The organism is Pseudomonas sp. NPDC089396 (assembly GCF_044749545.1).
Taxonomy (GTDB): Bacteria; Pseudomonadota; Gammaproteobacteria; order Pseudomonadales; family Pseudomonadaceae; genus Aquipseudomonas.
Map to the genome: position 1 here is coordinate 105,071 of NZ_JBIVIC010000003.1, position 24,608 is coordinate 129,678.

A 24,608-nucleotide genomic window follows, 5' to 3' on the forward strand; every position below is an offset into this window, starting at 1 on the left:
CCCGCGTCTGCGTGGCTCGCACAGGCCGGTGGCCTATTGGTGAGGTGGTGAAAGCACAAGAGGCAGGCTCACAGTCTGTGTGTGGAAGCGAAATCACTTAAGGCCGAGGTTTTGATCGCAACCAGGATGGGCGCCCGGCTTGGTGCTCCAGACCTATGCGACCACTTCTTCTCAGTGCCCTTCGCTATGAGCCGGTCTCTTCGAGCCCGAATTTCCGATAGATTCGAGATCTCGGCGCCCTTCCCTCATGACCGGCTAAGCTGCTGACTTGCAACATGGCTCCCACACAGGTAGCTGCGTATGACCGCGTTGCACTTAGAACGCTGTACAGGTGTAACCCGCCTACACCGGCCGACGTGGCGTGTGCTTGCAGCTTATTTGGAAAAGCTGCACAAATTGCTCTTCCGTCACCGTTTCAATATCGGAAAGAGAACTCACTCTAAGTAGGCTCGGCGGGTTCTTCGCTGTGGGCATATAAATACTGCGCATGATGGCTTCTGCTCGTCCCCTCCACTGAATGCGATTATTGCGGTCAATGATTTCAATCCCAGCTAACTGGGCCGTTTCTTTCACCCTCGCAGAAGCATAGGAGTGATCGATCTCGAGCTTGGTAATGCGGTAAACTTTGCTTCCATTTCCTTCTTCATTATCACCAGGCGCAGTCGAATTAATTGCGTTGGTCAAATCGTTGACCCCTAGCAGAGCTAGATCATCGGTCAATGAAACAGCGCTTCCCAAGACAGTATCGGAGTAGGTATCGAGGACGATAGCGACCCAAGGTCGAACAAGTGAAGCGTCATCCCTTTGAACCGACAGATCCACTCGCATGAACCCAATCGTCGCGGTGGTATCCACTACTGGCTTAACCCCCTTCAAGATCAAGCCAGAGCGGCCCGCTTTCGCATATAGCAGTACTACATCGATTTTCAGAGGCTCCGCTACAGGAGCGATGCTCTGCAATGAGACATGGGCATGCACGTGCCATAAATGACGCGATTCCCAGACAGGCTGCTGAACTGAGAAACGTAGGCCAGTACTCGGCTTAACGCTCGAGCTCCAATCTGCCCCAAGGTGCAATCCCTGCGTCGAGAGGTTTGTCAAAGCTGCGACTGCTGCCGCCGTTCCATGACGCTCAAGGTAAGCGTCCGTGTTTGGGAGAACCCGAACTGCCAGGCATTCCTCCAGCGCCGCGATGCACCTGGGTACCACCTCACCCGGAAGCTCGGAGACGTCAGCAGCACGGCATACGCCTAACTCTTGATGGAGAATGACGAACTCTGCATCGGACAGATGATGCTCGAGCTCTTGATCATCCTCTTCCTGTTTCAGTGCACTGTAGGTGTGGTAGCCAAGGAGCGCAGCCAGGACTTCCTGAATTTTCGCATGCCCCAGTTCAATGCCTGCAGCAAGGAGTGCCGCTTTAGCATGACGAGCAGCGTGGGTGAGAATGTTGGCCATCTCATGATCCTCAAGCCCTGTTTTGCTGCTGGTCGTTTTATCTGTCGCAAGACAGGTGAGTCATAAGATGCTGGGAGGATGTGTTTGGCGGATAACCTCTTCAAGTCGACCAGAGCTTAGGCGAGGCAGCCTCTTGTTAATGTAGTCCAAGATCTCAGCTCGGCAAGAGGAGTTCCAATATGGTTGCACTGTATGCTACGAGCACTCCTAGCACAGCTTCGCACCGGAGGCGCAAGCCGCGCCAAGAAACGGGCTGATCCCCTGATTCGACTGCGAATCCCATTCCGACAATAGCGGCATGATGGTAAATTGCCATCTACGTGGAAGCTGGTAGCTCAAGGAGTTCGATGTGAGAAATGATCTGGTGGTGGCCTGCTTGGTACTCTCTCTTACCGGATGTGGGGATGGGGGCGAAGCCTATAAAAAGCAGGCGGAGAGTCTTCGTGGAGACGTCAAATCTCTTCAGACACAGATCGCAGCTGCGAACAGTAGGATCAGCCAGCTTGAACAGGAAAATAAGGTTCTCAAAGAGACACCGCCAGTGTCCTTGGCGCAGGTGAGAAAAGCGGTCGATACCGGGAACGAAACAGCAGCAAAAGCCGCTTTGGAAGCGTTAACCTCCCGCTACCCAGGCTCACCCGAAGCCGCGACCGGGAGTGTCCTCTTGCAAAAGATGGTCAAGGATCGTGAAGCTAAGGAACAGGAAGATCGCCGCCTGGCAGCTCTTGGAATGAAAGCGATCCCAGTCAAAAGCTCGTTTACTGCGGACGACAGCGCTGTCTCCCTTCAGTCTGCTCAAGTATCCAGGAGTGATTTGCCACGTGGGCCTCAAGCTCAGGCTGGGGCATCAAAACGCTCATGGAGTACGTGGGGTGGAGCGACATGAAATCAGCCATTCGCAATGTGGAGACGGCAAAGACAGGTTCGGGTTAATCCACAGATTCATCGCCAGAGTTTCGCGCGTATTTCTCGCGGGTCAGCGGGTGGAAACGCAACACCTCAAGCGAAAACAAGCAATCAATGCGCTTGGCCACAGCCTGGTAGGGCGGAGACTTAATGCCCGCCTCCCGGCACTTAGCCCTTACGTTTTCCCACACGGCCCGCTTACTGATGCTTTGGTCGAGACAGCCCGAGCGGAAAGCCCATTCTACGATCATCTCAGCCTCCGGATGAAGCATTGATGGCTCATGGGCGACGTCTATGATTCCGCGCAGTGAGCCGGCATCAATGGACTGCAGGTCGAATGAAATTTTGTGCGGCCAAGGACTAGCAGATGTGGACTGGCAAGCATCCGCTGGCTCGCACAATGCCATAGGCGCAAGTTCGACCTTCGCCGGATTGCGAAACAAAGGCATGCTTAACTTGGAGCCTGTCTTGATGAGCCTTAGCTTGGGTCGGTTATCATTGGACATGCATAGCCTCTGCTATTATTTTTTGCTAGTAGTTTGAGGTTTAGCACGCAAATCTAGCTAGTCAATCTTTGACTGAATCGTCCGTGATTTCCTACCCACCTCCAAGCCACATTCGTAAGGCTCGTTATACAAACTCATTAAGAAAACCTCGCAACGATTCAGCCGGCCTCTTCGAGCCCGAAGTGTCGATGACTATACCAACCCTCGCCTCAGATGAGAGGGAAGCCGTGATTAAAGGTCTACCGCCAATCTCACCAAGACACGTTATTCATGAAAGAGCTATGGACATCCGCTGAAGTCCTTGAGCGCTTAAGCCACAACCAGGACGCACTGCGTGCCGCGGTCGAAGAGCTAGCGAGATTGGTTGGTGATCGTGGTGCGAGCGCAGTGGTCGGGCCGATTAGGGGGCGAATAATTATTTGAAATTATGGTTAAGCAATAATTATCTCCTAGCAATAATCTCTCTGGACAGCAGATTCCGTTTCGCTGTCGGGGGAGATCGTCACTAAGGAATTGCGTCCACGGCTGCGCAGACGCAATCTTCTCCGCTGACGGGCGCCTTGAACTCGATGAAGAAAGGTAGATGGCGCTTCGTCAGGTGCCATCTTAGTGTCTGTGTGCCATGACGCCATAAATCAACTCCGAGCATATGATCGCTATGGCTCGGACAGTGAGCGGTACCATTCAGCGTAGGGCGTGTTGATCGCCTTGTGGCGGTTGTAGTCCGGGCTACCGTCATCCCACCACACCGGGCCCCTCTCCCCTAGTGCCACTTTCGCCAAGTCCACCGCTGCTCGAGCGGCATGTAGCTTGTCGCCATCACCCAGTGCTTTGGCTTCCTTCACGGCTCGCCGGGCTTCCATCAAGTCGTGCACCAGGTGCTGACGCTCCTCATCAGGCAACGCGGGGTTGCTGCAGCGCCAGAGCTGACCATTGACTACGAGGTAGCGACCGTCCGGCGTTGTTGGATGCATAGGGGCAGATCTCGTGTGTGGTTACATGACCGACATTCAAAACGCTTCGAAGACTGCAGCTAGATGGCGAGTACATTTGTACTCCTCACGGCCATGCACCGCCCGGGCAGCCGCTCGATGGGGGATCTGAGGCTTCTCGTGTTAACCTGATCTGTTCTGCAGTTCAGAGCAAGCACGCGAACCTGCGTGCTTCATCAACGCTGACCTTTTATGAGCAGAAGCCGACGCAAAAACACCATACAGAAAACTACAACGACACGCCATTAGGCACGCTGACTGCTCGGGAAGTCTGCCAGGTGCTGCGAGAGGTCGTGCTTGGACGCCGGACAATGGCCAAGGTCGGTAACGAGTCCTGGGAACAGCTATACGCCTGCCATTTCGAGGTCGATGTAGAGGGATGGCGAATCACGATCTACAACGACTGTGATGAGCTGGACTACTGCGAGAGATGTGTGAGTCCCGATGGGCAGCGCTGGGAATTCGACCCAGGTGATCGAACAGATCCGGTTGCTTTGCTGTCGACTTGGGAGCATCAGACATTGGAGCGGATGTTGAAAGACCTGTAGAGCGATGAGGGCGTGCCCTGCCAGGGCCGGCTGTCGTGAATCAAGCCGTCGTCGACGACGTCTCGACCCTTCGGGCTTCCATCCGTCACGCCGGCGCGCTCCGCTTGCGCCCACAGCTTATTGATATCGGTCAGAGGATGACCTGGCCGTTTACAGCCATGACCGACCTGAACGCAACGCCGTAAGCCTCAAACCCCAGATTCGGCCAATCCAACCTGTAATCCAGACAGTCGTGATGATGGCCATGAACGACCATTTTAACCCCCATGGCGTGGGCAAGCTCATTGATCTCCGAGTGTCCGTATGGATGACAGCTAGGGGCCTCATGACAGACCAAGATATCCGCCTTCTCCATTGCGAGCGAGAAGTAATCATCCGGGTAAATTGCTGACAGCGCGTGCTGCCTTTTCGTCGCGAGTATGTCTGCCTGCTGTGGCCTGAGCGCTAGGTGCTGAAGGAAGTCCCCGTAATTTTGGATGCCGGTATCGGGGCTACCTGGTAACCAAATTTGCGACTCGAAGGTGCCACCCAGGCCTGCTATACGATGGCCAGCAATCTCCACTACCCGGCGATGCAGGCTGCGATCAGAGAGGCCGCAGCCATGGAGGTTATGCCAGTAGGCCGGACGATCCGTGTCATGGTTGCCGTGAATGAACCAGATTTCTGTCAGCTCCAAGATCGGGCGCAGGATCATGTCCAAGGGCAAACTGCATTCGAGGTCACCCAGGAATACCACTGCCTCAGGACGATCACGCTTCACCAACCTGATGACATGATCAAAGCGTCCGTGTACGTCACCCAGAAACCAAATCACTCGCTTCCCCCACGCATTCCTACATCACCATGGTGTCATCGACTTGATAATTTCGGTGATTTGCCTCCAGTAGTGAAGCAGCAAATACCCGCTGATGATGACGGCCTGTGGAAACGCAATGTAAGCCACAATGGGGCTCACAAACCTGTCATCGATGCCGAGCACGAGCAGCACTCCGAGGCACAGGATCACACACGGTATAAGGATGAGCGCGAGTACAGTCAAAGCCACGCTCACCACGAAGATCAAATCCATGAACGTCCTGAACACAGGTGTTGCTCCTTAAAATGCTTCATGTGCCGGCGACAAAGACGATCCGAACGTCAGCTCGGAGGATTCTACTACGACAGGTAGCCGCGAGGGCGTGGGCGTGTCCTTTCGGAGCCGGCTGTCGTGAACCGAGCGATCGTCGTACGCGACGTCTCGTCGCTTCGGGCGTCCATCCGTCACGCCGGCGCGCTCCGCTTGTTGTCTCTCATCTGGTGATATCTACGAGACTGATCGAGACCGCCTAGACGGCTTGCCCTTCCCATCCGTGCCGCTCGGCTAAGCTGAATATCTTCAGCGATGGCGGATGGAAAATCGCTCTGCAGGCGTACATTGCCGAACTGAGCCGTTCGGTGGTGCGGCGATCCCGCCGACTACTGCTTGTAAAGGACAGATCTCACTTCGAGGGTGCAAAGGATATGCGCAAAAATGGTCAGTCATGGTTTCTGATGCTGCTGGTTCTCTTCGTGGTGGGCTGGGCTGTTGGCAAGAAGGACACGCCCAAAACTGAGCCGTCAGTCAGCCAGGCACCGGTAAGCACTTTGGCATCAACCTCATCACCAGCACCACAACCGACACAAGCGTCAGCACCTGAGCATTTCGTCAACGCGGATAAGCTGAATCTGCGCGCTCAACCAGGAGGTAAAGTGATATCCAGCCTGAAGCGTGGGGAAAAGGTGCAGGTCTATGAGCAGAAAGAGGAATGGGCGCGCATCAGTCTCGATGGCCAACCGCAACGATGGATTTCTTCCAGAAACCTCTGCAGCGGTTCCAACTGCTTTGCCACCCCGCGGCCTAAAAGTGACCGCCCGGCTCCCCAACCAGCGCGCATCAACACGCCCGAAATTGGCTCATCGTGTCCCTGCTCCTCTGGTCGAATCTGTATAGGCCCAAGAGGGGGTCGCTACTGCATCACCTCTGGAGGGAACAAGCGGTACGGCGTGTAGCAGGAGCTTCTAGTGCTCAGCTCTGCTGGCCCACCGAGCGCGTGCAGTTGGTAGTCGGTGACTGCTTGAAACTGGTGCTCCGCCATGAGACGAAGGCGCTCAAGCTCAGTCCCCGTAACACCGTCGGCTTGAGCCTGGTGGTAGCGTTTCAAAGCATCCACTGCATCGGTGTACATCGGATGGTCGGGTAGCAAAACCTTACTGAGATCCTTCTTCCTCGTGATCACTCCGGTGAACTGTGTTCAGCACTGATAGCGCCGGGTCGTATTTTGGCAGCGCTACTATCAGCGCACCAACGTTCAAAATACGCTCCTTGAGTGGAGGAAGCGTAGGCACCATTGTGGCGTCCCAGATCTAGGTCTACGCGTCGTTTGTCCTAGTTACCAATCATGGTAGGCTCTGAAACCATAGATAGCCTGCTATCGAAAGCGCCTTCCAGGTGGCCGCCTCTTCATTGAACGGAGCAAAAGGAAATGCACATTTACGCCCGAGCCGATGAGCAAGCGTCATGACTCTAAAGACCTCCTTCGCCAGCGTACTCCGCGCGCTCCGCAACAAGCGCAACATCAGTCAGCGTGACTTCGCCGACACAACAAGCCGTACGTACCTTTCGAAACTCGAGCTAGGCAAATCCAGCATCACCCTGGATAAGCTCGGACAGATCAGTAACCGGCTAGAACTCAGCCCGTTGACGCTCCTTACCCTGACACTCAGTGAAGACACAGGTCGAACGCCAGTAGACCTGATGTCAAAGCTAACGGAAGAGCTTTCAGAGCTGCAGCGCGATGGTGGGCTTCCAGGCCTTCGTATCAAAGTGGAAGGACTCGACGCTGCTCGCCGCCCTCGCATGAACGCTCCTAAGACGACTCACTTAGGCATGAGGGAGTCTAGGCAGGCGGAACTAGCATTCGCGGACTAAAAGATCGGCCTCGCTCAACCCCTTGCATACCGTCACGCTTGCTCAGTGGGGAGCCGGGGAACCAACTGGATGTCGTCACGGATTTGGCGAATTGTCACACTTTTCGCCTCAATCAATGAACTGACTCACCCAGTGTGCCGGCGCTGTGCAATTGGTAGTCGATAACTGTCTGGTAGAGATGATGAGCCTCCAGTCGGAGGCGTTCGATTTCTTCTGCTGGCAGCCCATGAGCGAGAGCGTCGTTCTGAGCTCGGATAGCGTCAAGCGCTTGCCTGAGCAGCGGCTCGCCGGCTTCAGCCATTCCCAGCAGCGTTCTCTTCACTTGTTCACCCTCAACGGTGTGGCATCCTGCATCTGAGGGCTTAGTGTACTCTCGCATCCGCCAGATCGACCACGGAGATACGGATGGCAATCACAACAGTGATCTTCGACGCATTCGGCACAACCCTGCGAATCGGTACGCACACAAATCCATTTCGCCAGTTGCTGCGTGAAGGTGCCAAGCATGGCCGTCGCCCCTGCTCAGTGGATTTCCACAGACTGATGACCCTCAACGCCCGGATTCGAGATGCTGCTGACCTGCTCGGCATCCAGGTTGCACCGTCCCGCATGGCTGCAATTGAGTCAGCTCTTGAGCGCGAGATCGACTCGATTGAGGTCTTCCAGGATGCACATGATGCGATCGCCCTGCTGCATGAGCACGGCATCGCTACTGCCATATGCAGCAATCTTGCTGCACCCTACGGGCCGGCGGTGAAGCGGCTACTGCCAGATCTCAACGCCTACGCGTTCAGCTACGAGCTCGGGGTCATCAAGCCTGACCCAACAATCTACCGCTCCGTGTGCCACGATCTCGGGGTAGTTCCTGGCCACTTGTTCGAAGATGCGGCTCAGGTAGCAATGATCGGAGATTCACCAAGGTGCGATCGCGATGGGCCTCGAGCTATTGGCATCAAAGGCTTCTATCTAAATCGATCCGGAACTGAAGCAATCCGAGACCTAATGCAATTCGCGAAACTGGTTGTCGAGCAATCCTAGCAACGGCCAGCGCGCTTGGTAGGTTCGAACGACATTAGATTTGAAAGCCGCCACGCTAAAGCTTTGGATTGATGAACAACTCTTCAGTATCGGACTCAGACAGCCGCGGCTGGGGAATCAAAAATAATATAGGCATGAACACGATGCCTACAGTCGAGGGCGTCTAGCACCCACATGCGCCCCAGGCTCTGATAGGCGCCAGCACTATCCTTGCAAACACATTGGGAAACCAAGTTTGAGTAATCAGAGGTCATCATGCGATCTCGGTGCAAAACGGCTACGCACCGCACGCGCTGACCGTTAAAATACGCCCGAACCTCAGGATTGCGAACCAGGTATGGCCAAGGCTCCAAGGAAAAAGCCCGCAAGGGTAGCTCCAGCCCCTAATGATGCGGCTGCTAAAGGCGGCCGAAAAAATGTTGCGAGTCCGGTATCCACCGGCGATCGTGGCGGGTCATTCGAGCGCCGTGTCCAAGCAGTCCGCCTGCTTGCTCTGTGTCTTGGTTCGCAATGCCCAGGTGCACGGGATGGCTATGTCATCACCCGGCTACTTTTCCAAGGGCGACTTTTCGATCATGACACAGATGATCTGATCATCGATTTGTTGCATCCCCTCACTGGCCAGACCGCAAAACAGCGTCTGCAAATGAAGCGTTCGCTGAAACCCACCGACAACAAGATCTTCAACGAGGCGGTTGGACTCGCCTGGACAGACTTCAGAAAGCCAGGGTTTCAGCGCAACCTAGATGAGCTGCTCATCGTGTATCACGCTTCAAGCAGCTCCTCAATGCAAGGTGCTGTAGAGGTTGTGCGCTACGCGATGGTGTCTGCCTCAGCTGATGACTGGTATGTGCGTGTCCATGCTCAGAGATTTAGTAACGAAAGCAACCGTAAAGCGTACGCTGCGATCAAGCGGGCAGTGGAGCTCCAGACTGGCTCTGAGATGGACAAGGCCGACCTATACCCATTCGTTCTTCATCTCAAGTTCATGCCGCATGACTTGGACTCCGACAGCTCAATAGAAGTCGATAACCAAAAGCAGCTCATTAGCCAGCGGATTTTCTCGCGCCAGAGCAGTGATGTGTGGGCCTCGCTTCAGGCTGCATGCGCAGAACTCAATAGCTCTGCAGGCGAAATCTCGGAGGCAACAGCACAGCGTCATCTGGGCGCCCTGGCCCTGGAGTTCCAACACACTCGTTCAATTTGGAAGGGTTTCCACGCAGAGAATGGCCTGAGGCTCACTGGTGGCGGCGGCAAGCTGGCAGCTGCCCTCACCTTGACTCCAGATACTGATGGCCACCTAGGTGAACTGCGTTCCGTTTCTGCAACTGCTCAAGGCTTGATCATGTCAGACGATCTGCCTTCGGCCCTTGCATCATCAGCGGACACATTCATATCGCGACAATTGGATCGGATTACTGAAGGGCAGAGAGAGCACCTATACCAAGACAGCTTGAAGCAATTAGAGCTTTTAGAGAGCGACCTGAAGGACTTCGACGATCACCAGAAGGCCAGATGGTATTTACTGCGTGGACTCTCCCTCTGGCACCTAGGCACTGACGAAGCCGCAGCGACGGATTTCGATACCGCCGCTAGCCTTTGTGACTCAGATGATCGAATAGCCGCTGCTATGGTTCGCGCACGAATGTTGCGAGAGGAGTACCAAGCAGCGGTAGATATCGGTCGCGTATTGCTAGATCGGTTCCCTGAGTCCTTTCATATCTGGGCTGTGACGACCAACGCTCGGCTACTTGCCGGAGAGCGGTTGACGAGCGAGGACGAAATTCCAAGCATCTTTGCTGACAAGGCATCGGCATGGCAGCTTCTGGCATCGTCTCTCAGTGGTATGGATGACGATGAAGGCGCCGTTCGCTTCATTCGTATAGCGATGGAAAAGCAGGACTGCACGTTTTTCATCTTTGAGTCCTACCTGCGCTTCGCCATCCGCCTCGCAACGCAAGATGAGGCGCGAGTGAACCTGAGGTCGTTATCTGCTCATCAGGTAGCAGTCTTGTCGGACGCTATGGCTTGCTTTGATGATCGAGACAATACGATCTGGGCTTCGCAAAGCGCTAAGACAGTGAGCGAGGTTATCGCTAATCTAGCCTACGCGATGGTGTTACTGCAGCGTCCCGCGGAAGCGCTCGAGCTTGTTCAGCAAGCCAAAACAAAGGGCGCCAGCATAACGACCGCTGTGACTCGGGTTGAAGTCGAGGCTATGTGCGACCTCCAACGCTGGAGGGAGGTAACCGATCAATTCTCTGCTGTGATCGATACTTTGCCTGATGAGTCCCTGCTCCGCTTTGGTCATGCCTGCATGGCCCAGTCCCGTCATGAACTTCTACAGGTAGCGCGTAATGAGGCGGCAAGGCGGACTCCGTCTGACATTGTGACTCGTGTATCGGCCATGCTTCGGCGGCTCAGTTGGGAGATGCTGTTGCAGTCAGCAGATACGGCAACCGTCCGCAAGGAGCTTGCCGAGCGTGATTTCTCTCCGGCCAGTACCTCCGTCATTGACCTGTGCTTCGCCAGTCGAGCATACGAAGACGATGACGCACTTCGGAATCAGTATGTAGATCGAATCGCAGAGCTAGCGCCAGCGTGCACAGAGCCTCAAGAGCTAGCAATGGCAGCTCGAGCAATGCTTCGTGCTCACCGATATGAAGATGCAATTTTTCTGTTCGAAAAGCTGCTCCCAGCCGAGTCATTTACGCCGCTGCACGTTGATTTGCTGCACTGCTACATCCTGGTGGGTCGCCATGCGCAGGCGAGAAATCTACTCGACTCTATGCCAACTGCCTGGCGGCAGTCGCCTGAAGCCCGGGAACAGGCTTTGTTTCTGTTCAACAGTGCCGGTGACTGGGCTCGCATGCGCGAGATTGCGGAGTTAACAGTTTCTGAGCACCGCCAAGATGTTAACCCCTGGCTCACGTTGATCCGGGTTGCCGCATGCGAAGGGGTTGTCGACCTGAACGCACTCATTTCAGAGATTCCGTCGGAACTTGCAGGTTCACCGACAGACCTGCTGTTGTTGGCCAACATCGAGATGCGCCATGGCCAAGCAGAAAAAGGACTCGCTCGTATTGCCCACACCATGCGAAATAACCTTGAAGACGTTGAGTTGGCAGCGACCCACGTCAAGGTGATGCTGACGCTGACTGAAGAAGCGGACTCGATCATGGGCATGGTTAAGCAGACGCTAGCTGTAGTTGAGCCCGGAGCATCTGTAGAGCTGGCTGACGAGCATGGGGAAATCCGGCATGTCAGTATCGATGGTAGAGACACGCACTATCCATCCGTAGGTGAGTTTATCGCACCGGATTCGGAGTTTGCGTTAGGCCTGATCGGCCTAGGCGTATCGGAGAAGGTGACGTTCAGTTACCTAATGGGCACGCAGGTTTTAGAGGTGAGGCGCATCATGACGATTCACCAGCGGCTAATGGAGCTTTCTCATAATCGGGTTCGGGACTCCGTCGTTCCGAGCAAGACCTTGGTTTCGATGAGAATCCCGACCGATGCCAATGGTGAGATGGATTTCAATGTCTTCCTACAGCATCTCGATCAGCATCAATCCCAAGGTGAGAGCATACTCAAGCTCTATGAGCAAAATCCGCTTACCCTAGGTCTGGTTGCGAATCGCTTGGGGCGAGACATCATTGATCTCGTGCGGGGTTGGCCTCTGGATGGCCCGTCCTTGCAAGTCTCTACTGTCGTGGGGACAGGTCACGACGTCCTGCCCTGCTCTCTCAATGGCTCCACCTGGGTAGTTGATCTGTCGATGCTGACCCAGCTGGCGATGCTGGGGCTTTTGGATGTGCTCGGTCACCTGGCGACAGTCTATGTCAGCACCGCAACTAGACGATCGCTCGACATGAAGATCGAAATGTCGTCGGCCTTCCGCAAGCGCGGCACGATGTTCACCCATGAGGGGCAGCTGGGATTCCATGAGGAAACCGAAGATGATCACGCTCGCGAGCAAGCTTTCCTAAGCAGTATCGATATTGCGATTTCCAGTTTTTGCACCGTGGTGCCTTGCTATGGCCCACTCCATCCGACGCCTGAGCTAGATCGGCTACGGGACGTACTTGATGTGGAGGAGCATGCGTCCCTGATGTTGTGCAAAGAGTACGACGCTGGTCTGCTCTCTCTGGATGCGCGGATGCTTCAACTGGCCTTGGCACTTGGTGTGCACTCGGCATCGACTCAAATGCTGCTCAAAGGGATGCAGGATATTGGTGTGCTTAGGCGCGTTGAATACTCCTGCGCACTGATCAAGCTGATTGCAGCAGGCCGCAGCTTCGTCTCAGTAGACATTCCGAGTCTGATCGCGATGATGGATCAAGGTCTAGCCTTCGCGAATATGGGCATCAGAAGCTTGCGGCTTTACCTCGCGGCACCTGCTGTAGATTTTGACTCTGCAGCATTCATGGTAATCGGATTTATCAGCCAGTTGTTCGTAACCGGCAGGTGTAATTTTCCAATGATGCTTGAGCTGATTTCGCATCTTCTGGAGCCTCTATTCCGGCATCCACATTGCCCCACAGAATTTCTAGAACGTAGCCTGAAAGGGTTCGCCTATCTCGAGGATTATGGGTTTACACCCACCTACTTCGCGCTCATCAGGCGTATGCTGATTAGTACCAAGCAGGCCGCTCAGCGACCGGAACAACCTAGGAAACTGAACGCTCAGATTGTTTTCCTGCGCATCGCTCCTCTTTACACCTTGGATGACCACAGCGCGCTTCTGGCTCAAGTGTTACCCCCTGACGACCCACAGAGTGAAACGGAGGCTTCTGAGCGGGCACCTGACGAGTTAGAACTGCAGGCTAAGAATGCCATCCGGGAGCAGGCCTCGGTTGATACGCTCGGGCAAGCGGAAGCGCGGGTCAGGACTGGCGATACAGAGGTATGAAAAATCTCATTTATTGAAGCACGATGCCTGGGATGAGCTCTTTATCGCTTGAGAAAAGGTGCTCGGTAAGCTGGTCAAAGAGGAGCTAGCGAAATACCTATGACGATTCACGGCATTATTTTCGACTGCGACGGCACCCTGGTAGACAGCGAACGCCTTGCAGCGCAGCTGTTGAGTGAGTTGCTGGGAGAGCAGGATGTTGCGATGTCACCTGCTGAGGTACTCATCCGATTTCGGGGTGCCCAATTCCAGTTCTTCGTAGATGGTCTGCGTGACCTCTACCCTACGCTTTCTTCCGAGGCTCTCACGGTTGGATTTCGCACGCGGAGCATCCCTCTCTTTGAAAGGAGCTTGGAGCCCATGCCGGGCGCAATCGAGTTTGTAAAGGCGCTCAAAATTCCTGCATGTGTGGCTTCCAATGGGCCTCGCATCAAGATCGAAACCTGCCTCAAAGCTGTTGGCCTTTATCCTGCCTTCGAGAAGGCCATCATCAGCGCATATGAGGTGCAAGCCTGGAAGCCTGACCCTAAAATCATGCTTCATGCGGCGGAGCGTTTGGCTCTTCCAGCCGAAAAGTGCCTGGTTGTAGAGGACAGCCTATCTGGTGTTAAGGCAGGACTGCTCGCGGGCTGCCATGTAGCGGGCTATGGAGATACTGACTTTTCCAGGTTTGTCGGTGATGCGAATTTCCACCTTTGCCCCGACTACCGTGCGCTGACTCAGTTGTTAGGCTGAGTGATTGCATAGAAAGCGGCTGGAATTTCACAGTCAGGCGGATACGACCCGCCGTGCATCCCTTCGCACGGCTTGAGGCGGTACACCAAATCCGCGGATAAACACTTCTCGCAGGTGCCGGCGATCTCTGAAGCCTGTCTCCCGGGCTACTACATCCAGGCTGTGCCGACTCTGCTCAATCATCAATCTGGCAGCTTCGAGGCGCAGGCTTTCCACGGCCTTCGCCGGTGATTGCCCCGTCTCGGCGGTGAATACGCGCGTGAATTGCCTGGGGCTCAGATGAACGACCTCAGCAAGTTCGTCCACGCTGATTGGACGGGTAAGGTGCTTACGGGCGTAATCCAGAGCCATCTGAATACGGTCAGACTTTGGTGAAAGCGACAGCAGCTCGGAGTGCTGTGATTGACCACCGGAGCGGCGCTGATGCATGACCAGCTTACGCGCCACCGACCGAGCCATCTCGGTGCCCAGATCCTTCTCGACCATGGCCAGCGCCATGTCCAGAGCGGCAGTCATACCTGCAGACGTCCATATTGGCCCATCCACGATGAAGATACGGTCTTCCTCGACTTCAATCCTCGGGTGCATCTCACGAAGCTTATTCGCATAGGCCCAATGCGTCGTTGCCCTCCGGTTATCGAGTACGCCTGCCTGCGCCAGCACGAAGCAGCCCGTGCATAGGCCTGCCGTGCGTCTCGCTCCATCCACAAAGCCACGCACGCTCGCCAACACGTCTTCACTTGGCGGTGTCAGAGGGGTCAATGTCCCCGTAATCATCCAAGTGTCGGCCAGGCCTGGAGCCCCCAGGGGAAGCGTATCCATATACATCCCGAGAGACGACCGCACGGTACCGCCCTCAATGGAAAAGTTCTGGATCTTGTAAGCCGTTTCACCGGCAACGATATTCGCGAACTCGAATACAGCTTGTGTCGCCAGTGACATGACCTGGAAACCTTCAGTGATGAGGTAGCCGACCCGGTGCATGGTTTGAAGCTCCAGTATGCGATGTCCTAAAAAAGTAGCATAAGCGTCGTTTAAGACAAGAGAACGTTCCCACATCATGACTCCACACCTAACCGCTGGAGCATGACCATGACGCAGGAATTCAAAGGCACCGCGCTCATCACGGGCGCTTCCACCGGGATCGGTTCGATCTATGCAGAGCAGCTTGCACGTCGCGGCTACGACCTGGTGCTGGTTGCACGCAACCGTGAGCGACTCAACGCCTTAGCCGGTCGGCTCACTACCGAGACCCAGCAGGCTGTGGAGGTATTCGCAGCAGACTTGGCTGATGCCGAGGGCCTGCGCCAGATGGAGCGTAAGCTGCAGGAAGACGCCAGCATCTCAATGCTGGTCAACAACGCAGGTGTTGGTACACATACCAGCTTGCTGGATAGCGATGTGGAGCGCATGGCTGAGATGATCAATCTCAACGTCACCGCCCTCACCCGCCTTACCTACGCTGCCATCCCAGGGTTCGTTGCTCGCCAGCATGGCGCGGTCATCAACATTTCGTCCGTCGTGAGCCTCGCGCCAGAGATGCTCAATGGCGTTTACGGCGCCAGCAAGGCGTATGTCACCGCCTTTACCCACTCTCTGCATAAAGAACTTGCGGACAAGGGCATCAAAATCCAGGCGGTACTGCCGGGCGCCACTGCAACCGACCTCTGGAAGATTGGCGGCTTACCCCTCGAGCACCTTGACCCCGGCATCGTGATGTCGGCCCAGGATCTGGTGACTGGCGCCTTGCAGGACTTCGACCGGGACGTATTGATCTCCCTACCGTCGTTACATGACCTGCAAGCTTTTCAGCGTTACGAAGCCAGCCGACAAGCCCTGTTCGGCCAGCTTTCCACGAGCCAACTCGCCCCGCGTTACAGCGCCAACTGACTACCCTCGAAGGACACCAATCATGAAACTGACCGCCAACACCATCTTTATCACGGGTGGTACCTCAGGCATTGGCCGTGCCCTTGCCGAAGCCTTTCATCAGCGTGGCAATAAGGTGATCGTAGCAGGCCGCCGGCAGGCACTGCTGGACGAGATCGCTCATGCGAACCCTGGCATCGACACGGTAAGACTGGATATCAACGATCCTCAGCAAATTGCACGGGTGGCCCAGGAGGTTATCCAGCGCCACCCCTCGCTGAATGTGATCATCAACAACGCCGGCATCATGCCGTTCGACAATCCAGCATCCGGTGATTATGACGATGCCCAGGCGATAAGCCTGCTGGAGACTAACCTACTCGGCCCAGTACGAGTCAGTGCTGCCTTCGTTGAGCATCTCAAGCGCCAGCCGGACGCCTACATCATCAATAACAGCTCGGTACTGGCCTATCTACCACTGGCAGCCACCGCACTTTATTCGGCGACCAAGGCAGCTATTCACTCCTACTCCCTGTCGCAGCGCTTCACCCTACGTGACACGAGCGTCAAAGTACTGGAAATCGCACCGCCATGGGTCGATACCGATTTGATCCACAAAAGCGGTGACGACCGTGCAATGCCGTTGGATGACTTCATCCAAGAAACGCTGGCCAAGCTCGAAACTGCTACGACCGAAGTCTTGGTAGACCGCGTGCTGCCGCTGCGTGCGAATCAAGGGGCTAACGAGCATGAGCTGATCAACCAGTTCAATCAGTCCGTGGTCGAGAACCCGATCCCGGTTGCTTGACCTGACACCGGTACAAATTTTTTTGAAGGAGTCCAGTCATGACGCGTATCAATGCTTTGCCTTTGGAACAGGCGCCCGCGGCAGCCCAGGCGGCCCTGCGAGGTGTAGAGAAAGGTTTGGGCTTTATCCCGAGTGCGTTCGCCACCCTCGCCCACTCGCCTGCAGCATTGGGCGGATACCTCGCGTTGTCCCAAGCGCTGAACAAGAACAGCCTCAGCCCCGCCGAGCGTGAAGTGGCGGCGCTGGCTGCATCTGAAGTAAATGGATGTGACTACTGCATCGCTGCGCACAGCTTTTTTGGGGGCAAAGTAGGGCTGGATGCCGATGCGCTGCTGGCGGCACGGGCAGGCACGCTCGATGGCGTTGCTGCATTCGCCAGGGCGGTGACAATTAGTCGAGGACAGGTCAGCGATGCCCAGCTAGCAGCTGCACGGGAAGCAGGGCTGGATGACGCGAAAATCGTCGATGTGATTGCTCAGGTTTCCCTGCTGACGCTAACCAACTACCTCAACAACGTGGCGATGACGGATATCGACTTCCCACCTGCCGGTAAGTGATGGACTGTGGGGCGCTTGGTCTAGTCATCAGCGCCTCTCGCTATTTTCATTGCAAGCGAGAAAGTCTTACTGCTTTTAGGCTGTTTTTAGAGTCAATCGAAGCGAATAGCCTATCCCCACTTTTGAATCTCATAGAGGTAGCGCCATGAAGGCTGTCGTTTACGCACAACCCGGATTACCTATTCAGGACGCTCAGTCTCTATATGACGCGGAGCTCCCCGAGCCAAAAATCGGCGCTCGTGACCTGCTTGTCGAAGTCCGGGCAATTGCCGTCAACCCGGTCGATACCAAAGTTCGGGCTAGCCGTGGTGGTGAGCACCCACAAGTTCTCGGCTGGGATGCTGTCGGTGTCGTCCGTGAAACTGGCCCAGAGGTAACCCTGTTCAGGCCAGGGGATGAAGTGTTCTACGCCGGTGCCATTGATCGACCAGGCAGCTATAGCGAGCTCCACGTGGTGGATGAGCGAATCGTCGGCCACAAGCCTAAGAGCGTGGACAACGCCAGTGCCTCCGCCCTGCCCCTCACGTCCATCACTGCCTGGGAGTTGCTGTTCGACCGTTTAGCCATAGAAGAAGATGGCGGCAAAGGTCAGAGCCTGCTGGTGGTCGGGGCTGCGGGCGGAGTGGGCTCGATCCTGGTACAGCTGGCAAGGAAGCTGACGCAGCTTACAGTCATAGGCACGGCCTCAAGGCCTGAGACTCAAGCTTGGGTGAAAGAGCTGGGAGCTCATCATGTAATCGATCACTCTGAGTCGATTCCGCTTCAGCTGCAAGAGCTCAAGTTGAACCCGATTGATTACGTGGTCAGCCTGACCCACACCGACACCTACCTTCCTCAATTGGTGGAGGTGCTTCGCCCGCAAGGTAAGCTCGCACTGATCGATGATCCGGCGCAACTGGATGTCATGCCGCTCAAGCGCAAATCGCTGTCACTGCACTGGGAGCTAATGTTCACCCGCTCGTTGTACAAAACCGAGGACATGATCAAGCAGCACCAGCTCCTCGAACGTGTTTCGCAGCTGGTCGATGAGGGGATTGTGAAAACAACTGTTGGGGAGCACTTCGGGAGCATTTGTGCCGGCAATCTCAAGCGTGCCCACGCCTTGATCGAAAGCGGCAAGGCCCGAGGCAAGATTGTCCTGGAAGGTTTCTGATCACGGCTCAAACAAAAGCCCGCGCGATAGCGCGGGCTTTTCCCCATGAGGGATGATCAGTTATCCAATTCGTCTTTGATGATCTTGCCATCGTGTGGGTCGACTTGGAATTCATACAGCTTGCCGTCAGATTTCATGCCTTCCCCTTCCCAATGTCCGTCATCGGCCTCGATCTTGGTGATTTGGGTGTATCCGGCGCCCTTCAAAGTGGCTTCAGCCTGATCTTTGGTAACCTTCCAATCAGCGCCAGGCTGGTCAGCCAATGCTGCAGAGCTTGCCAGTGCGCCAACCATGGCGAGGCCAGTGAACACTCGAGTCATCGCTTTCATCGCTAACGTCCTTTTCCGTGACAGTTAACGGTCTGACCAGCACCCTGATCTCACCGTTCAGTTTGTGTCGTGGCCAACACTGTGTCCGCATATACCCGTTCCCAGTTCGCAGGAGGTAGCGAGGGATGATATTGATTGCTGGGCCACCGACAGGAACCAGTTATCTCGTTAGAATTACCTAGCCGAGACCGGGCTCTTCGCCAAATCCACTTTGCCTCCTCAGACTGGATCAGAGAATGCTATGACTGATGAAAAGAACGATGATCGCCCTGTTCACCAAGCAGCCTGCCACTGCGGGGCGGTGCGCTTCACCTTGCGATTGACCGATGGCTTGCGTACCGCGCGTAGGTGCAATTGCTCGCTCTGCCGCATGCGTGGTGCCGTGGCGGTATCGGCCAACCTGAGTGACATCACTGTCACTCAGGGGGAAGAGGCGCTCACCCTCTATCAGTTCAACACACGCGAAGCTAAACACTACTTCTGCTCCAAATGTGGCATCTACACCTTTCACCAGCGCCGCTCTAAGCCAGACCAGTACGGAGTCAACGTGGCCTGCGTCGAAGGCATGAGCCCCTTTGACTTCCCCGAGCTGCCTGTTTATGAAGGCCGGACTCACCCTAAAGACCGCGTAGGCGGAGGCTTAGAGGTTGCGGGATGGCTGCGATACGACAGCTCGGATGATACGGCTGACCTCGAGTAAGTAGATGACCCCGCACACTGTAGTGACGGTCTTCGGCTTGGAATGTCCTGAAATGATTAGCTCCCGTGCCGCAAGCGAAACGGTCTAGGCTGTCCTGATGGAGATGTAATAAGGAGGCAAGGATGCGACATCGCGGAACAGTTTTTTGGGCTTGGGCAGACCCCACCTTGAAGCACCATTCTCACCAAGAGCAACTGGCAGATGGAGCACGGCTTGATGTCCAGGTCAGACTTTCCCGCACCGGCGATACGCAGCTTTTCATAGGGATTTACGAACGGTCAGGCCTGGCCCGAATTGAGGAGGCTTATGCCAAGCGGCCCGGTGAGACGACTACCCGGGCAATGGCGTGGGGAGTCGGCAGAGGACGCGCACTTGCTGAAATGGGAGCGGGAGAAGCGGAGAAGCAAGTGCTTGTCCGCACTTGAAGAGGCTGAACACCATGGCAAATCAAATTGCCGAGCTGGACGCGTACCTCGAACTACTCGACCACATAGCCGACGAGCTTGAAAAGCAGGTTGGGACTTGCCCCACTACTCGATCCATGATGATCGCGTGGCTGACGGAGTGGATTCGAAGCCCCGATGCTCTGGGCGAAATCAGGCGTGAACTGCCTCGCCTGCCCCAGATATTGAAATCGGCATACCGCGAGTGGGCTCACCTAGGTGTCGGCCAGTAGTCTGCCGCCACCATACTGCTGGCGTAGGCCCTCTTACGCTACTCGCCGCTCGACAGGCATTTGATTGGTGGCAAGGCACCTTGCGCGCCCTACCCCCCAAGCCAATGCCCTGGTCATCGACTCGCCAGGCCGCGAGTCAAATGCCTCTTCATAAAGTGCCATCCCCGTCCCGGCATATACACCGATGAACAATTGGGTAGCGCCGGTGCGCGACAGTCGCACCTGGATGTCCATGGTCGTGCCGTCGTCCAGTGTCTCGTCGTGAGACCTGTGGTGGAGCGTTGGATCTGCCCATTTCCAAAACACATCACCGCGAATCCGCATGCCGACCTCCTACGACTTTAGTCTTATTTGTGGGGTGCTCTCACCTTAGCGCAGTGAAGCGGTAACGCAATCACTGGCGGGCGGATTATGGCTATTGATTATGACGAGATGTGTGCCTTGTGAGGCCGAGAACATCCGGCCTGCGACTGAACTTACGCAGGCTGAAATGGCCATTCCTTCATATGGGAGGAAAAATGATGAGCCAGATCCGAGAACGGCATTCCCCCGTCATTTGTCTGCAGGATGGAAAGGTCTTGATGGTGCGCAAGGAAGCGCCCAAGTGGTCGTTACCTGGCGGGAAAATAGACCCTGGCGAAGATCACCTCGAGGCAGCCCAACGAGAGCTTAGGGAGGAGACCACCCTGCCCTTCACGAACGCTGAATTCGTCCAGCACTACGTTTTCGAGACGGAAGAGCACTACCTGTATCAGATGCCAGTTCCAGATTCAGTGGTGCCGCACGCAGCCAGTGAAATTGTGGAATGTCGATGGTTCAGCCCACAGGAAATACTCAAGGTCGACGTCAAGCTCACCAATATCGCGTTGCTAAAGAATGTCGGACTGATCTCGGACGATTGATCGCATGGCTGGGGAGCAGGCTCGTCTTCGGCGCGAAACGCGGTTTGGTTGCCGATCCCCATGAGACAGGATCGAGCTTGTTAAAAAAGTAATGCTGGAGGGCAGTCGGTGGAGATGTGGATCAATCTTTTGGAGTGGCCAGCCATGGCTGTGACGGTAGTGGCTGCCCTGGTGTATAGGCTCTCGCCGGCCCGGAGCCCGAAAGAAGGAAGCTTGGCTTCTGCTGCTATATAGCCAGTAACCTGTTGTGGTCAGCGTGGGGGTGGCACGCAGGGGCCTGGGGCCTGATCGTACTGCAGGTAATCCTCTGTCTCATGAACCTGAGGGGCTGCAAAAAAGAACACAGCGCTTGAGGTCAACTCCTGACCCCGTGGTCGTTTAGAGCCGACCTAGCAGGAACTGGCTTTCAGAGCTTCGGTAGCCGCTGGGGGAACAAGAAAGCGGCCTCCCGCATAAAAATCTCTACAGTCTTTGGGCCTATGCCTTCGAACCCCAGAAGCCACTGCTCGACTGCGGAGGCGTCCACAATACCCGCCCTCAAGATCGTAAGTTGTCGAGGCAGCTCTTCGGAGAGCCTCATCCCAAGAACGTGCAGGCGCCTGGCGGTAGATTCGTCGTACCGCGCATAGCCCGCCTGACCCAGATACCTGACCAGGTCATGATGGGAGCAGCTAGCCAGCTTTTCTGGCGTATCCAGGCCGTACCGATCAACCAGGTTCCGATACGCCTCCACTGCGACTGAGGATCGAATCCTCTTCCCGATCAAAAAGCTCGCGAGCAACCACTTGTACAACCCGTGACCGCTCTCATCCCCGACCTCAATTCCAAGGTCAACAGCGGTGATAGGTGTCACCCTTTGGAACGCCTTGGGGCAGCAGAACGCGGGTAGGTACGTTCTTCTTCAATGGTGCCATCGGCCTTGTGAATCTTCACAGATGCGGTTTTGCCATCAAATAAGTCGGCCAGCGAGCTCACCAATTCATGCTTCGTCGCGTCCAGTTTCGAGGCGCTCTCCGCGCCGGCTTTTTTGAGTTTCCAGCCATCAGCGGTTTGGCTCAGGTGGTAGCTATCCATTGCCTTTCTCCTCTTGCCTAAATGGCTTCACCGTCGTCCTCGATGTCTTCCTCGGCCTCCGCTGAGTCCGTGGCATCGGCGTCATTCAAAGGCGGCGAGGTAGGTTTTTCAGGGTCGTTGATGTAGGGCACGCCGCTAGGGCCCTGCTCTTCAAGTCCTTCGGATTTTGGCTGCATGATGGATCCTCCTAACGACATGTAGGTTAGAGTTCATCTCGGTGACCATGTTACCTTTTGGAGTGCTCGTTACGCTGAAACAGAATCTGGTGCGGCAAGACTTGCCTTCGAGACGCTCCTTTGCCACCCGGAGTCATTTTGACCATGAACTGTATCAATCAGCCTCACCCAAGCGCCTGCGGAGCAACTCATTGACGCTCATCGTCAATGCCTCAAGTGCGAAAGGTTTAGTCAGGACTGCCGTGTTGGGCTCCAGCTGGGCGTTATCCAAAACATTCGGCTGCGCGTACCCAGTCATGAACAAGACCGGAAGACCAGGCCTGGTGCCCCGGCCGGCATCGGCCATTTGCCTCCCGTCGATCCCTCCTGGAAGACCGATATCTGTCACAAGTAGATCAATGGGAGTATCCGACCGGAGTAATTGAAGGCCAGCAAGGCTATCGGCTGCCTCAATGACGATGTACCCGCAATTACCTAGCGCCTCGCTCACGAACATACGGACTGTAGGTTCGTCATCGACGACCAGCACGGTCTCGCCTGACGAGATCACTGCCAATTCAGGGAGTGGCTCGGCTCGAGCTCCAGCTTCGACCTCATTCGACTGGGTGGGCAGTTGAAGGAACACCCGGGCGCCACACCCCTCTTCTGACTCGATCCTAACCTGGCCTCCCGATTGTTTGGCGAAGCCATAGATCATGGAAAGACCGAGCCCAGTGCCCGCTCCGACAGGTTTTGTCGTGAAGAAAGGTTCAAATGCTCGTGCAAGCGTCTCAGTGCTCATGCCGACTCCGTCATCGGCGACACAGATTGTGAAGTACGTTCCAGGCGCCAGCTCAGGATCCAGTTCCGAGCCCTGCTCCAGAATTTGGTTGTACGTCTTAATGGAGATCGACCCCTCGCGTTCCAATGCGTCGCGAGCGTTGATACAAAGGTTGAGCAGTGAATTCTCCACCTGGGCTGGGTCAACCAGGCAGGTACTCAATGTCGCATTCAGCTCTACTCTGAGCTGGATTGTCGGCCCTACTGTTCGACTAATCAGCTCCTCCATATCGCTGATGAGATTGTTCACATTGGTATGAACAGGCATCAGCGTTTGGCGACGAGAGAAGGCCAAGAGTCGGTGAGTGAGGGATGCCGCTCGTTGGGCGGCCCCGTGAGCTACCGTCAGGTAGCGTTCTACGTCAGCAATGCGCCCCTGCTTCATACGAAGCTTGATCAAATCCAAGCTTCCTGTGATCCCAGCCAGCAGGTTGTTGAAGTCGTGGGCGATGCCTCCAGTCAGTTGCCCAACCGCCTCCATCTTCTGCGATTGGCGGAGCGCTGCTTGCACAGCTTCCCGTTCGGCAACGGCTTCCTCAATTCGTGCTTCCAACGTACGATTGAGCTCCAAAAGCTCTGACTCAGCATTTTTTCGCGCGGTCACATCAATAGACGAGCCGATCAACCCCATTACTTGGCCGGAGTCGTCGCAAAGAGGCGCTTTGAGCGAAAGCCAGTAAGTGGCGCTGCCATCCGGCATGTCGACGCGTTCTTCAATCTGAACAGCCTTTCCGCTCTGCATGATGCGCTGATCGGTTTCCATGATCTGACGGGCCTGGGCCTTGTCTTCCAGAACTTCCAGGTCGGTCTTGCCAAGGTAAAACTCAGGTGGCTTACCAATTAGCTGCGTGGCTCCATGGTTCGCGACCAGCAGTCTTCCTTCCAGGTCTTTGGCATAGACAACGCCAGGTACTGCCGCGGCAAAAGTGCGGAGTAAGGCTGACATTCTGTCACGCTCGGCCTCGGCAGTGCGCCGTGACTCGATGTCCATGAGCACTCCAGGAAAGCGCACAGCAAGGCCTTCCGAATTGAGCTCGGCACGGCCATTGGCCTCGACCCACCTGTAGTCGCCGTTGTGTTGCCGCACCCGGTACTCACACCGATAAGCGCCACCACGACGCATGGCCTCCTGGATGTCAGCAGAGACTCGATCACGGTCATCAGGGTGTATGGAGGAGAACGCTTCTTCGATAGGAATGCCAGTCATGCATTTATCCGCCGGCAAACCGAAAGATCTCGAGAATCGCTCATCAGCGGTCACACGGTTATCTGGAATATCCCACACCCACGTGCCGATGATAGCGCCAGCGTCGAGCGCCAATTGCAGTCGCTCAGAAGCGGTCGTCGGAAACACCTGCTCCTGATTGGGTGATGCCAGAGCATCAAAGGTGCCTGGGTTGCCAGGGCCTTCGCGATCCATAAATTGCCTCTTGCATCCGGCTGATTGAGCGCTGCGGCGAAACTGCGAGGGGAACAAATTCCACGTCGCCAGCTTAGGTGTCA

28 protein-coding genes and 1 pseudogene are annotated in these 24,608 nt (G+C 55.6%); 15 read left to right on the plus strand and 14 right to left on the minus strand.

What is annotated here, in order from left to right; translation table 11 throughout:
- Positions 1-342 precede the first annotated feature (342 nt).
- Positions 343-1,458, minus strand: a complete 1,116-nt coding sequence (locus ACIPZB_RS06455; RefSeq protein WP_400639467.1) for a hypothetical protein — start codon at positions 1,456-1,458, stop codon at positions 343-345.
- A 349-nt stretch (positions 1,459-1,807) separates the two neighbouring features.
- Here ACIPZB_RS06455 and ACIPZB_RS06460 point away from each other — a divergent pair, with 349 nt between their 5' ends.
- Positions 1,808-2,344, plus strand: a complete 537-nt coding sequence (locus ACIPZB_RS06460) for a hypothetical protein (protein ID WP_400639468.1) — start codon at positions 1,808-1,810, stop codon at positions 2,342-2,344.
- 43 nt (positions 2,345-2,387) lie between these two features.
- Here ACIPZB_RS06460 and ACIPZB_RS06465 read toward each other — a convergent pair whose 3' ends face one another.
- Positions 2,388-2,870 (minus strand): hypothetical protein, encoded by a 483-nt coding sequence (locus ACIPZB_RS06465; RefSeq protein WP_400639469.1) that lies wholly within the window; start codon positions 2,868-2,870, stop codon positions 2,388-2,390.
- Between the two features lie 656 nt (positions 2,871-3,526).
- A complete protein-coding gene (locus tag ACIPZB_RS06470; protein ID WP_400639470.1) occupies positions 3,527-3,844 on the minus strand; it encodes a hypothetical protein in 318 nt (105 codons plus the stop codon).
- 329 nt (positions 3,845-4,173) lie between these two features.
- Here ACIPZB_RS06470 and ACIPZB_RS06475 point away from each other — a divergent pair, with 329 nt between their 5' ends.
- On the plus strand, positions 4,174-4,410 hold the full coding sequence (locus ACIPZB_RS06475; protein ID WP_400639471.1) for a hypothetical protein: 237 nt from the start codon (positions 4,174-4,176) through the stop codon (positions 4,408-4,410).
- A gap of 130 nt (positions 4,411-4,540) precedes the next feature.
- On the opposite strand, the gene ACIPZB_RS06480 is transcribed toward ACIPZB_RS06475, so the two are convergent.
- Both ACIPZB_RS06480 and ACIPZB_RS06485 read right to left on the minus strand, forming a co-directional pair.
- Entirely contained in the window at positions 4,541-5,224 is a 684-nt protein-coding gene (locus ACIPZB_RS06480) for a metallophosphoesterase (protein WP_400639472.1), read from the minus strand.
- A gap of 24 nt (positions 5,225-5,248) precedes the next feature.
- A complete protein-coding gene (locus ACIPZB_RS06485; protein ID WP_400639473.1) occupies positions 5,249-5,479 on the minus strand; it encodes a hypothetical protein in 231 nt (76 codons plus the stop codon).
- Between the two features lie 461 nt (positions 5,480-5,940).
- Between ACIPZB_RS06485 and ACIPZB_RS06490 the strand changes: the two genes are divergently transcribed.
- A complete protein-coding gene (locus ACIPZB_RS06490) occupies positions 5,941-6,438 on the plus strand; it encodes an SH3 domain-containing protein (RefSeq protein ID WP_400639762.1) in 498 nt (165 codons plus the stop codon).
- Here the strand turns inward: ACIPZB_RS06490 and ACIPZB_RS06495 are convergent.
- A complete protein-coding gene (locus tag ACIPZB_RS06495) occupies positions 6,396-6,614 on the minus strand; it encodes a hypothetical protein (RefSeq protein ID WP_400639475.1) in 219 nt (72 codons plus the stop codon). The genes ACIPZB_RS06490 and ACIPZB_RS06495 overlap by 43 nt on opposite strands.
- A gap of 332 nt (positions 6,615-6,946) precedes the next feature.
- On the opposite strand from ACIPZB_RS06495, the gene ACIPZB_RS06500 reads away from it, so the two are divergent.
- Positions 6,947-7,357 (plus strand): helix-turn-helix domain-containing protein, encoded by a 411-nt coding sequence (locus ACIPZB_RS06500; RefSeq protein WP_400639476.1) that lies wholly within the window; start codon positions 6,947-6,949, stop codon positions 7,355-7,357.
- 112 nt (positions 7,358-7,469) lie between these two features.
- Here ACIPZB_RS06500 and ACIPZB_RS06505 read toward each other — a convergent pair whose 3' ends face one another.
- Positions 7,470-7,658: a hypothetical protein gene (locus ACIPZB_RS06505; RefSeq protein WP_400639763.1), complete on the minus strand. Its 189-nt coding sequence runs from the start codon at positions 7,656-7,658 to the stop codon at positions 7,470-7,472.
- Between the two features lie 104 nt (positions 7,659-7,762).
- Between ACIPZB_RS06505 and ACIPZB_RS06510 the strand changes: the two genes are divergently transcribed.
- From ACIPZB_RS06510 to ACIPZB_RS06520, 3 genes are all read left to right on the plus strand, one after another.
- The gene (locus ACIPZB_RS06510) at positions 7,763-8,395 is read left to right on the plus strand and encodes an HAD family hydrolase (protein WP_400639478.1); all 633 of its coding nucleotides are present in this window, start codon (positions 7,763-7,765) and stop codon (positions 8,393-8,395) included.
- Positions 8,396-9,041: 646 nt separating this feature from the next.
- Positions 9,042-13,307, plus strand: a complete 4,266-nt coding sequence (locus ACIPZB_RS06515) for a hypothetical protein (RefSeq protein ID WP_400639479.1) — start codon at positions 9,042-9,044, stop codon at positions 13,305-13,307.
- Between the two features lie 99 nt (positions 13,308-13,406).
- On the plus strand, positions 13,407-14,042 hold the full coding sequence (locus tag ACIPZB_RS06520; RefSeq protein ID WP_336089556.1) for an HAD-IA family hydrolase: 636 nt from the start codon (positions 13,407-13,409) through the stop codon (positions 14,040-14,042).
- Positions 14,043-14,075: 33 nt separating this feature from the next.
- Here the strand turns inward: ACIPZB_RS06520 and ACIPZB_RS06525 are convergent, their stop codons facing one another.
- Complete coding sequence (locus ACIPZB_RS06525; protein ID WP_336089582.1) at positions 14,076-15,026, minus strand: GlxA family transcriptional regulator; 951 nt, start codon at positions 15,024-15,026, stop codon at positions 14,076-14,078.
- Positions 15,027-15,134: 108 nt separating this feature from the next.
- Here ACIPZB_RS06525 and ACIPZB_RS06530 point away from each other — a divergent pair, with 108 nt between their 5' ends.
- The 4 genes from ACIPZB_RS06530 (at position 15,135) to ACIPZB_RS06545 (ending at position 18,429) form a co-directional block, all read left to right on the plus strand.
- On the plus strand, positions 15,135-15,932 hold the full coding sequence (locus ACIPZB_RS06530; RefSeq protein WP_336089555.1) for an SDR family oxidoreductase: 798 nt from the start codon (positions 15,135-15,137) through the stop codon (positions 15,930-15,932).
- A 22-nt stretch (positions 15,933-15,954) separates the two neighbouring features.
- On the plus strand, positions 15,955-16,719 hold the full coding sequence (locus tag ACIPZB_RS06535) for an SDR family NAD(P)-dependent oxidoreductase (protein ID WP_336089554.1): 765 nt from the start codon (positions 15,955-15,957) through the stop codon (positions 16,717-16,719).
- A 38-nt stretch (positions 16,720-16,757) separates the two neighbouring features.
- Positions 16,758-17,276, plus strand: a complete 519-nt coding sequence (locus tag ACIPZB_RS06540; protein WP_336089553.1) for a carboxymuconolactone decarboxylase family protein — start codon at positions 16,758-16,760, stop codon at positions 17,274-17,276.
- Positions 17,277-17,421: 145 nt separating this feature from the next.
- On the plus strand, positions 17,422-18,429 hold the full coding sequence (locus ACIPZB_RS06545; RefSeq protein WP_336089552.1) for a zinc-binding alcohol dehydrogenase family protein: 1,008 nt from the start codon (positions 17,422-17,424) through the stop codon (positions 18,427-18,429).
- A gap of 56 nt (positions 18,430-18,485) precedes the next feature.
- Here ACIPZB_RS06545 and ACIPZB_RS06550 read toward each other — a convergent pair whose 3' ends face one another.
- Positions 18,486-18,758 (minus strand): PepSY domain-containing protein, encoded by a 273-nt coding sequence (locus ACIPZB_RS06550; RefSeq protein WP_336089551.1) that lies wholly within the window; start codon positions 18,756-18,758, stop codon positions 18,486-18,488.
- Positions 18,759-18,999: 241 nt separating this feature from the next.
- Here ACIPZB_RS06550 and ACIPZB_RS06555 point away from each other — a divergent pair, with 241 nt between their 5' ends.
- Positions 19,000-19,458, plus strand: a complete 459-nt coding sequence (locus ACIPZB_RS06555; RefSeq protein ID WP_336089550.1) for a GFA family protein — start codon at positions 19,000-19,002, stop codon at positions 19,456-19,458.
- Between the two features lie 122 nt (positions 19,459-19,580).
- Complete coding sequence (locus ACIPZB_RS06560; RefSeq protein ID WP_400639480.1) at positions 19,581-19,883, plus strand: hypothetical protein; 303 nt, start codon at positions 19,581-19,583, stop codon at positions 19,881-19,883.
- Between the two features lie 284 nt (positions 19,884-20,167).
- On the opposite strand, the gene ACIPZB_RS06565 is transcribed toward ACIPZB_RS06560, so the two are convergent.
- Positions 20,168-20,458 (minus strand): hypothetical protein, encoded by a 291-nt coding sequence (locus tag ACIPZB_RS06565; RefSeq protein ID WP_400639481.1) that lies wholly within the window; start codon positions 20,456-20,458, stop codon positions 20,168-20,170.
- Positions 20,459-20,655: 197 nt separating this feature from the next.
- Between ACIPZB_RS06565 and ACIPZB_RS06570 the strand changes: the two genes are divergently transcribed.
- Positions 20,656-21,036: an NUDIX domain-containing protein gene (locus ACIPZB_RS06570; RefSeq protein ID WP_400639482.1), complete on the plus strand. Its 381-nt coding sequence runs from the start codon at positions 20,656-20,658 to the stop codon at positions 21,034-21,036.
- Positions 21,037-21,150: 114 nt separating this feature from the next.
- Positions 21,151-21,389, plus strand: a pseudogene (locus tag ACIPZB_RS06575) (hypothetical protein).
- 53 nt (positions 21,390-21,442) lie between these two features.
- Here the strand turns inward: ACIPZB_RS06575 and ACIPZB_RS06580 are convergent.
- The 4 genes from ACIPZB_RS06580 to ACIPZB_RS06595 form a co-directional block, all read right to left on the minus strand.
- Positions 21,443-21,889, minus strand: a complete 447-nt coding sequence (locus ACIPZB_RS06580; RefSeq protein ID WP_400639483.1) for a DNA methylase — start codon at positions 21,887-21,889, stop codon at positions 21,443-21,445.
- Entirely contained in the window at positions 21,886-22,110 is a 225-nt protein-coding gene (locus tag ACIPZB_RS06585; protein WP_336089545.1) for a DUF2188 domain-containing protein, read from the minus strand. Before ACIPZB_RS06585 ends, ACIPZB_RS06580 begins: the two co-directional genes overlap by 4 nt.
- Positions 22,111-22,127: 17 nt before the next feature.
- A complete protein-coding gene (locus ACIPZB_RS06590; RefSeq protein WP_336089544.1) occupies positions 22,128-22,286 on the minus strand; it encodes a hypothetical protein in 159 nt (52 codons plus the stop codon).
- A 154-nt stretch (positions 22,287-22,440) separates the two neighbouring features.
- Complete coding sequence (locus ACIPZB_RS06595; protein WP_400639484.1) at positions 22,441-24,525, minus strand: PAS domain-containing protein; 2,085 nt, start codon at positions 24,523-24,525, stop codon at positions 22,441-22,443.
- Between the last annotated feature and the right edge of the window lie 83 nt (positions 24,526-24,608).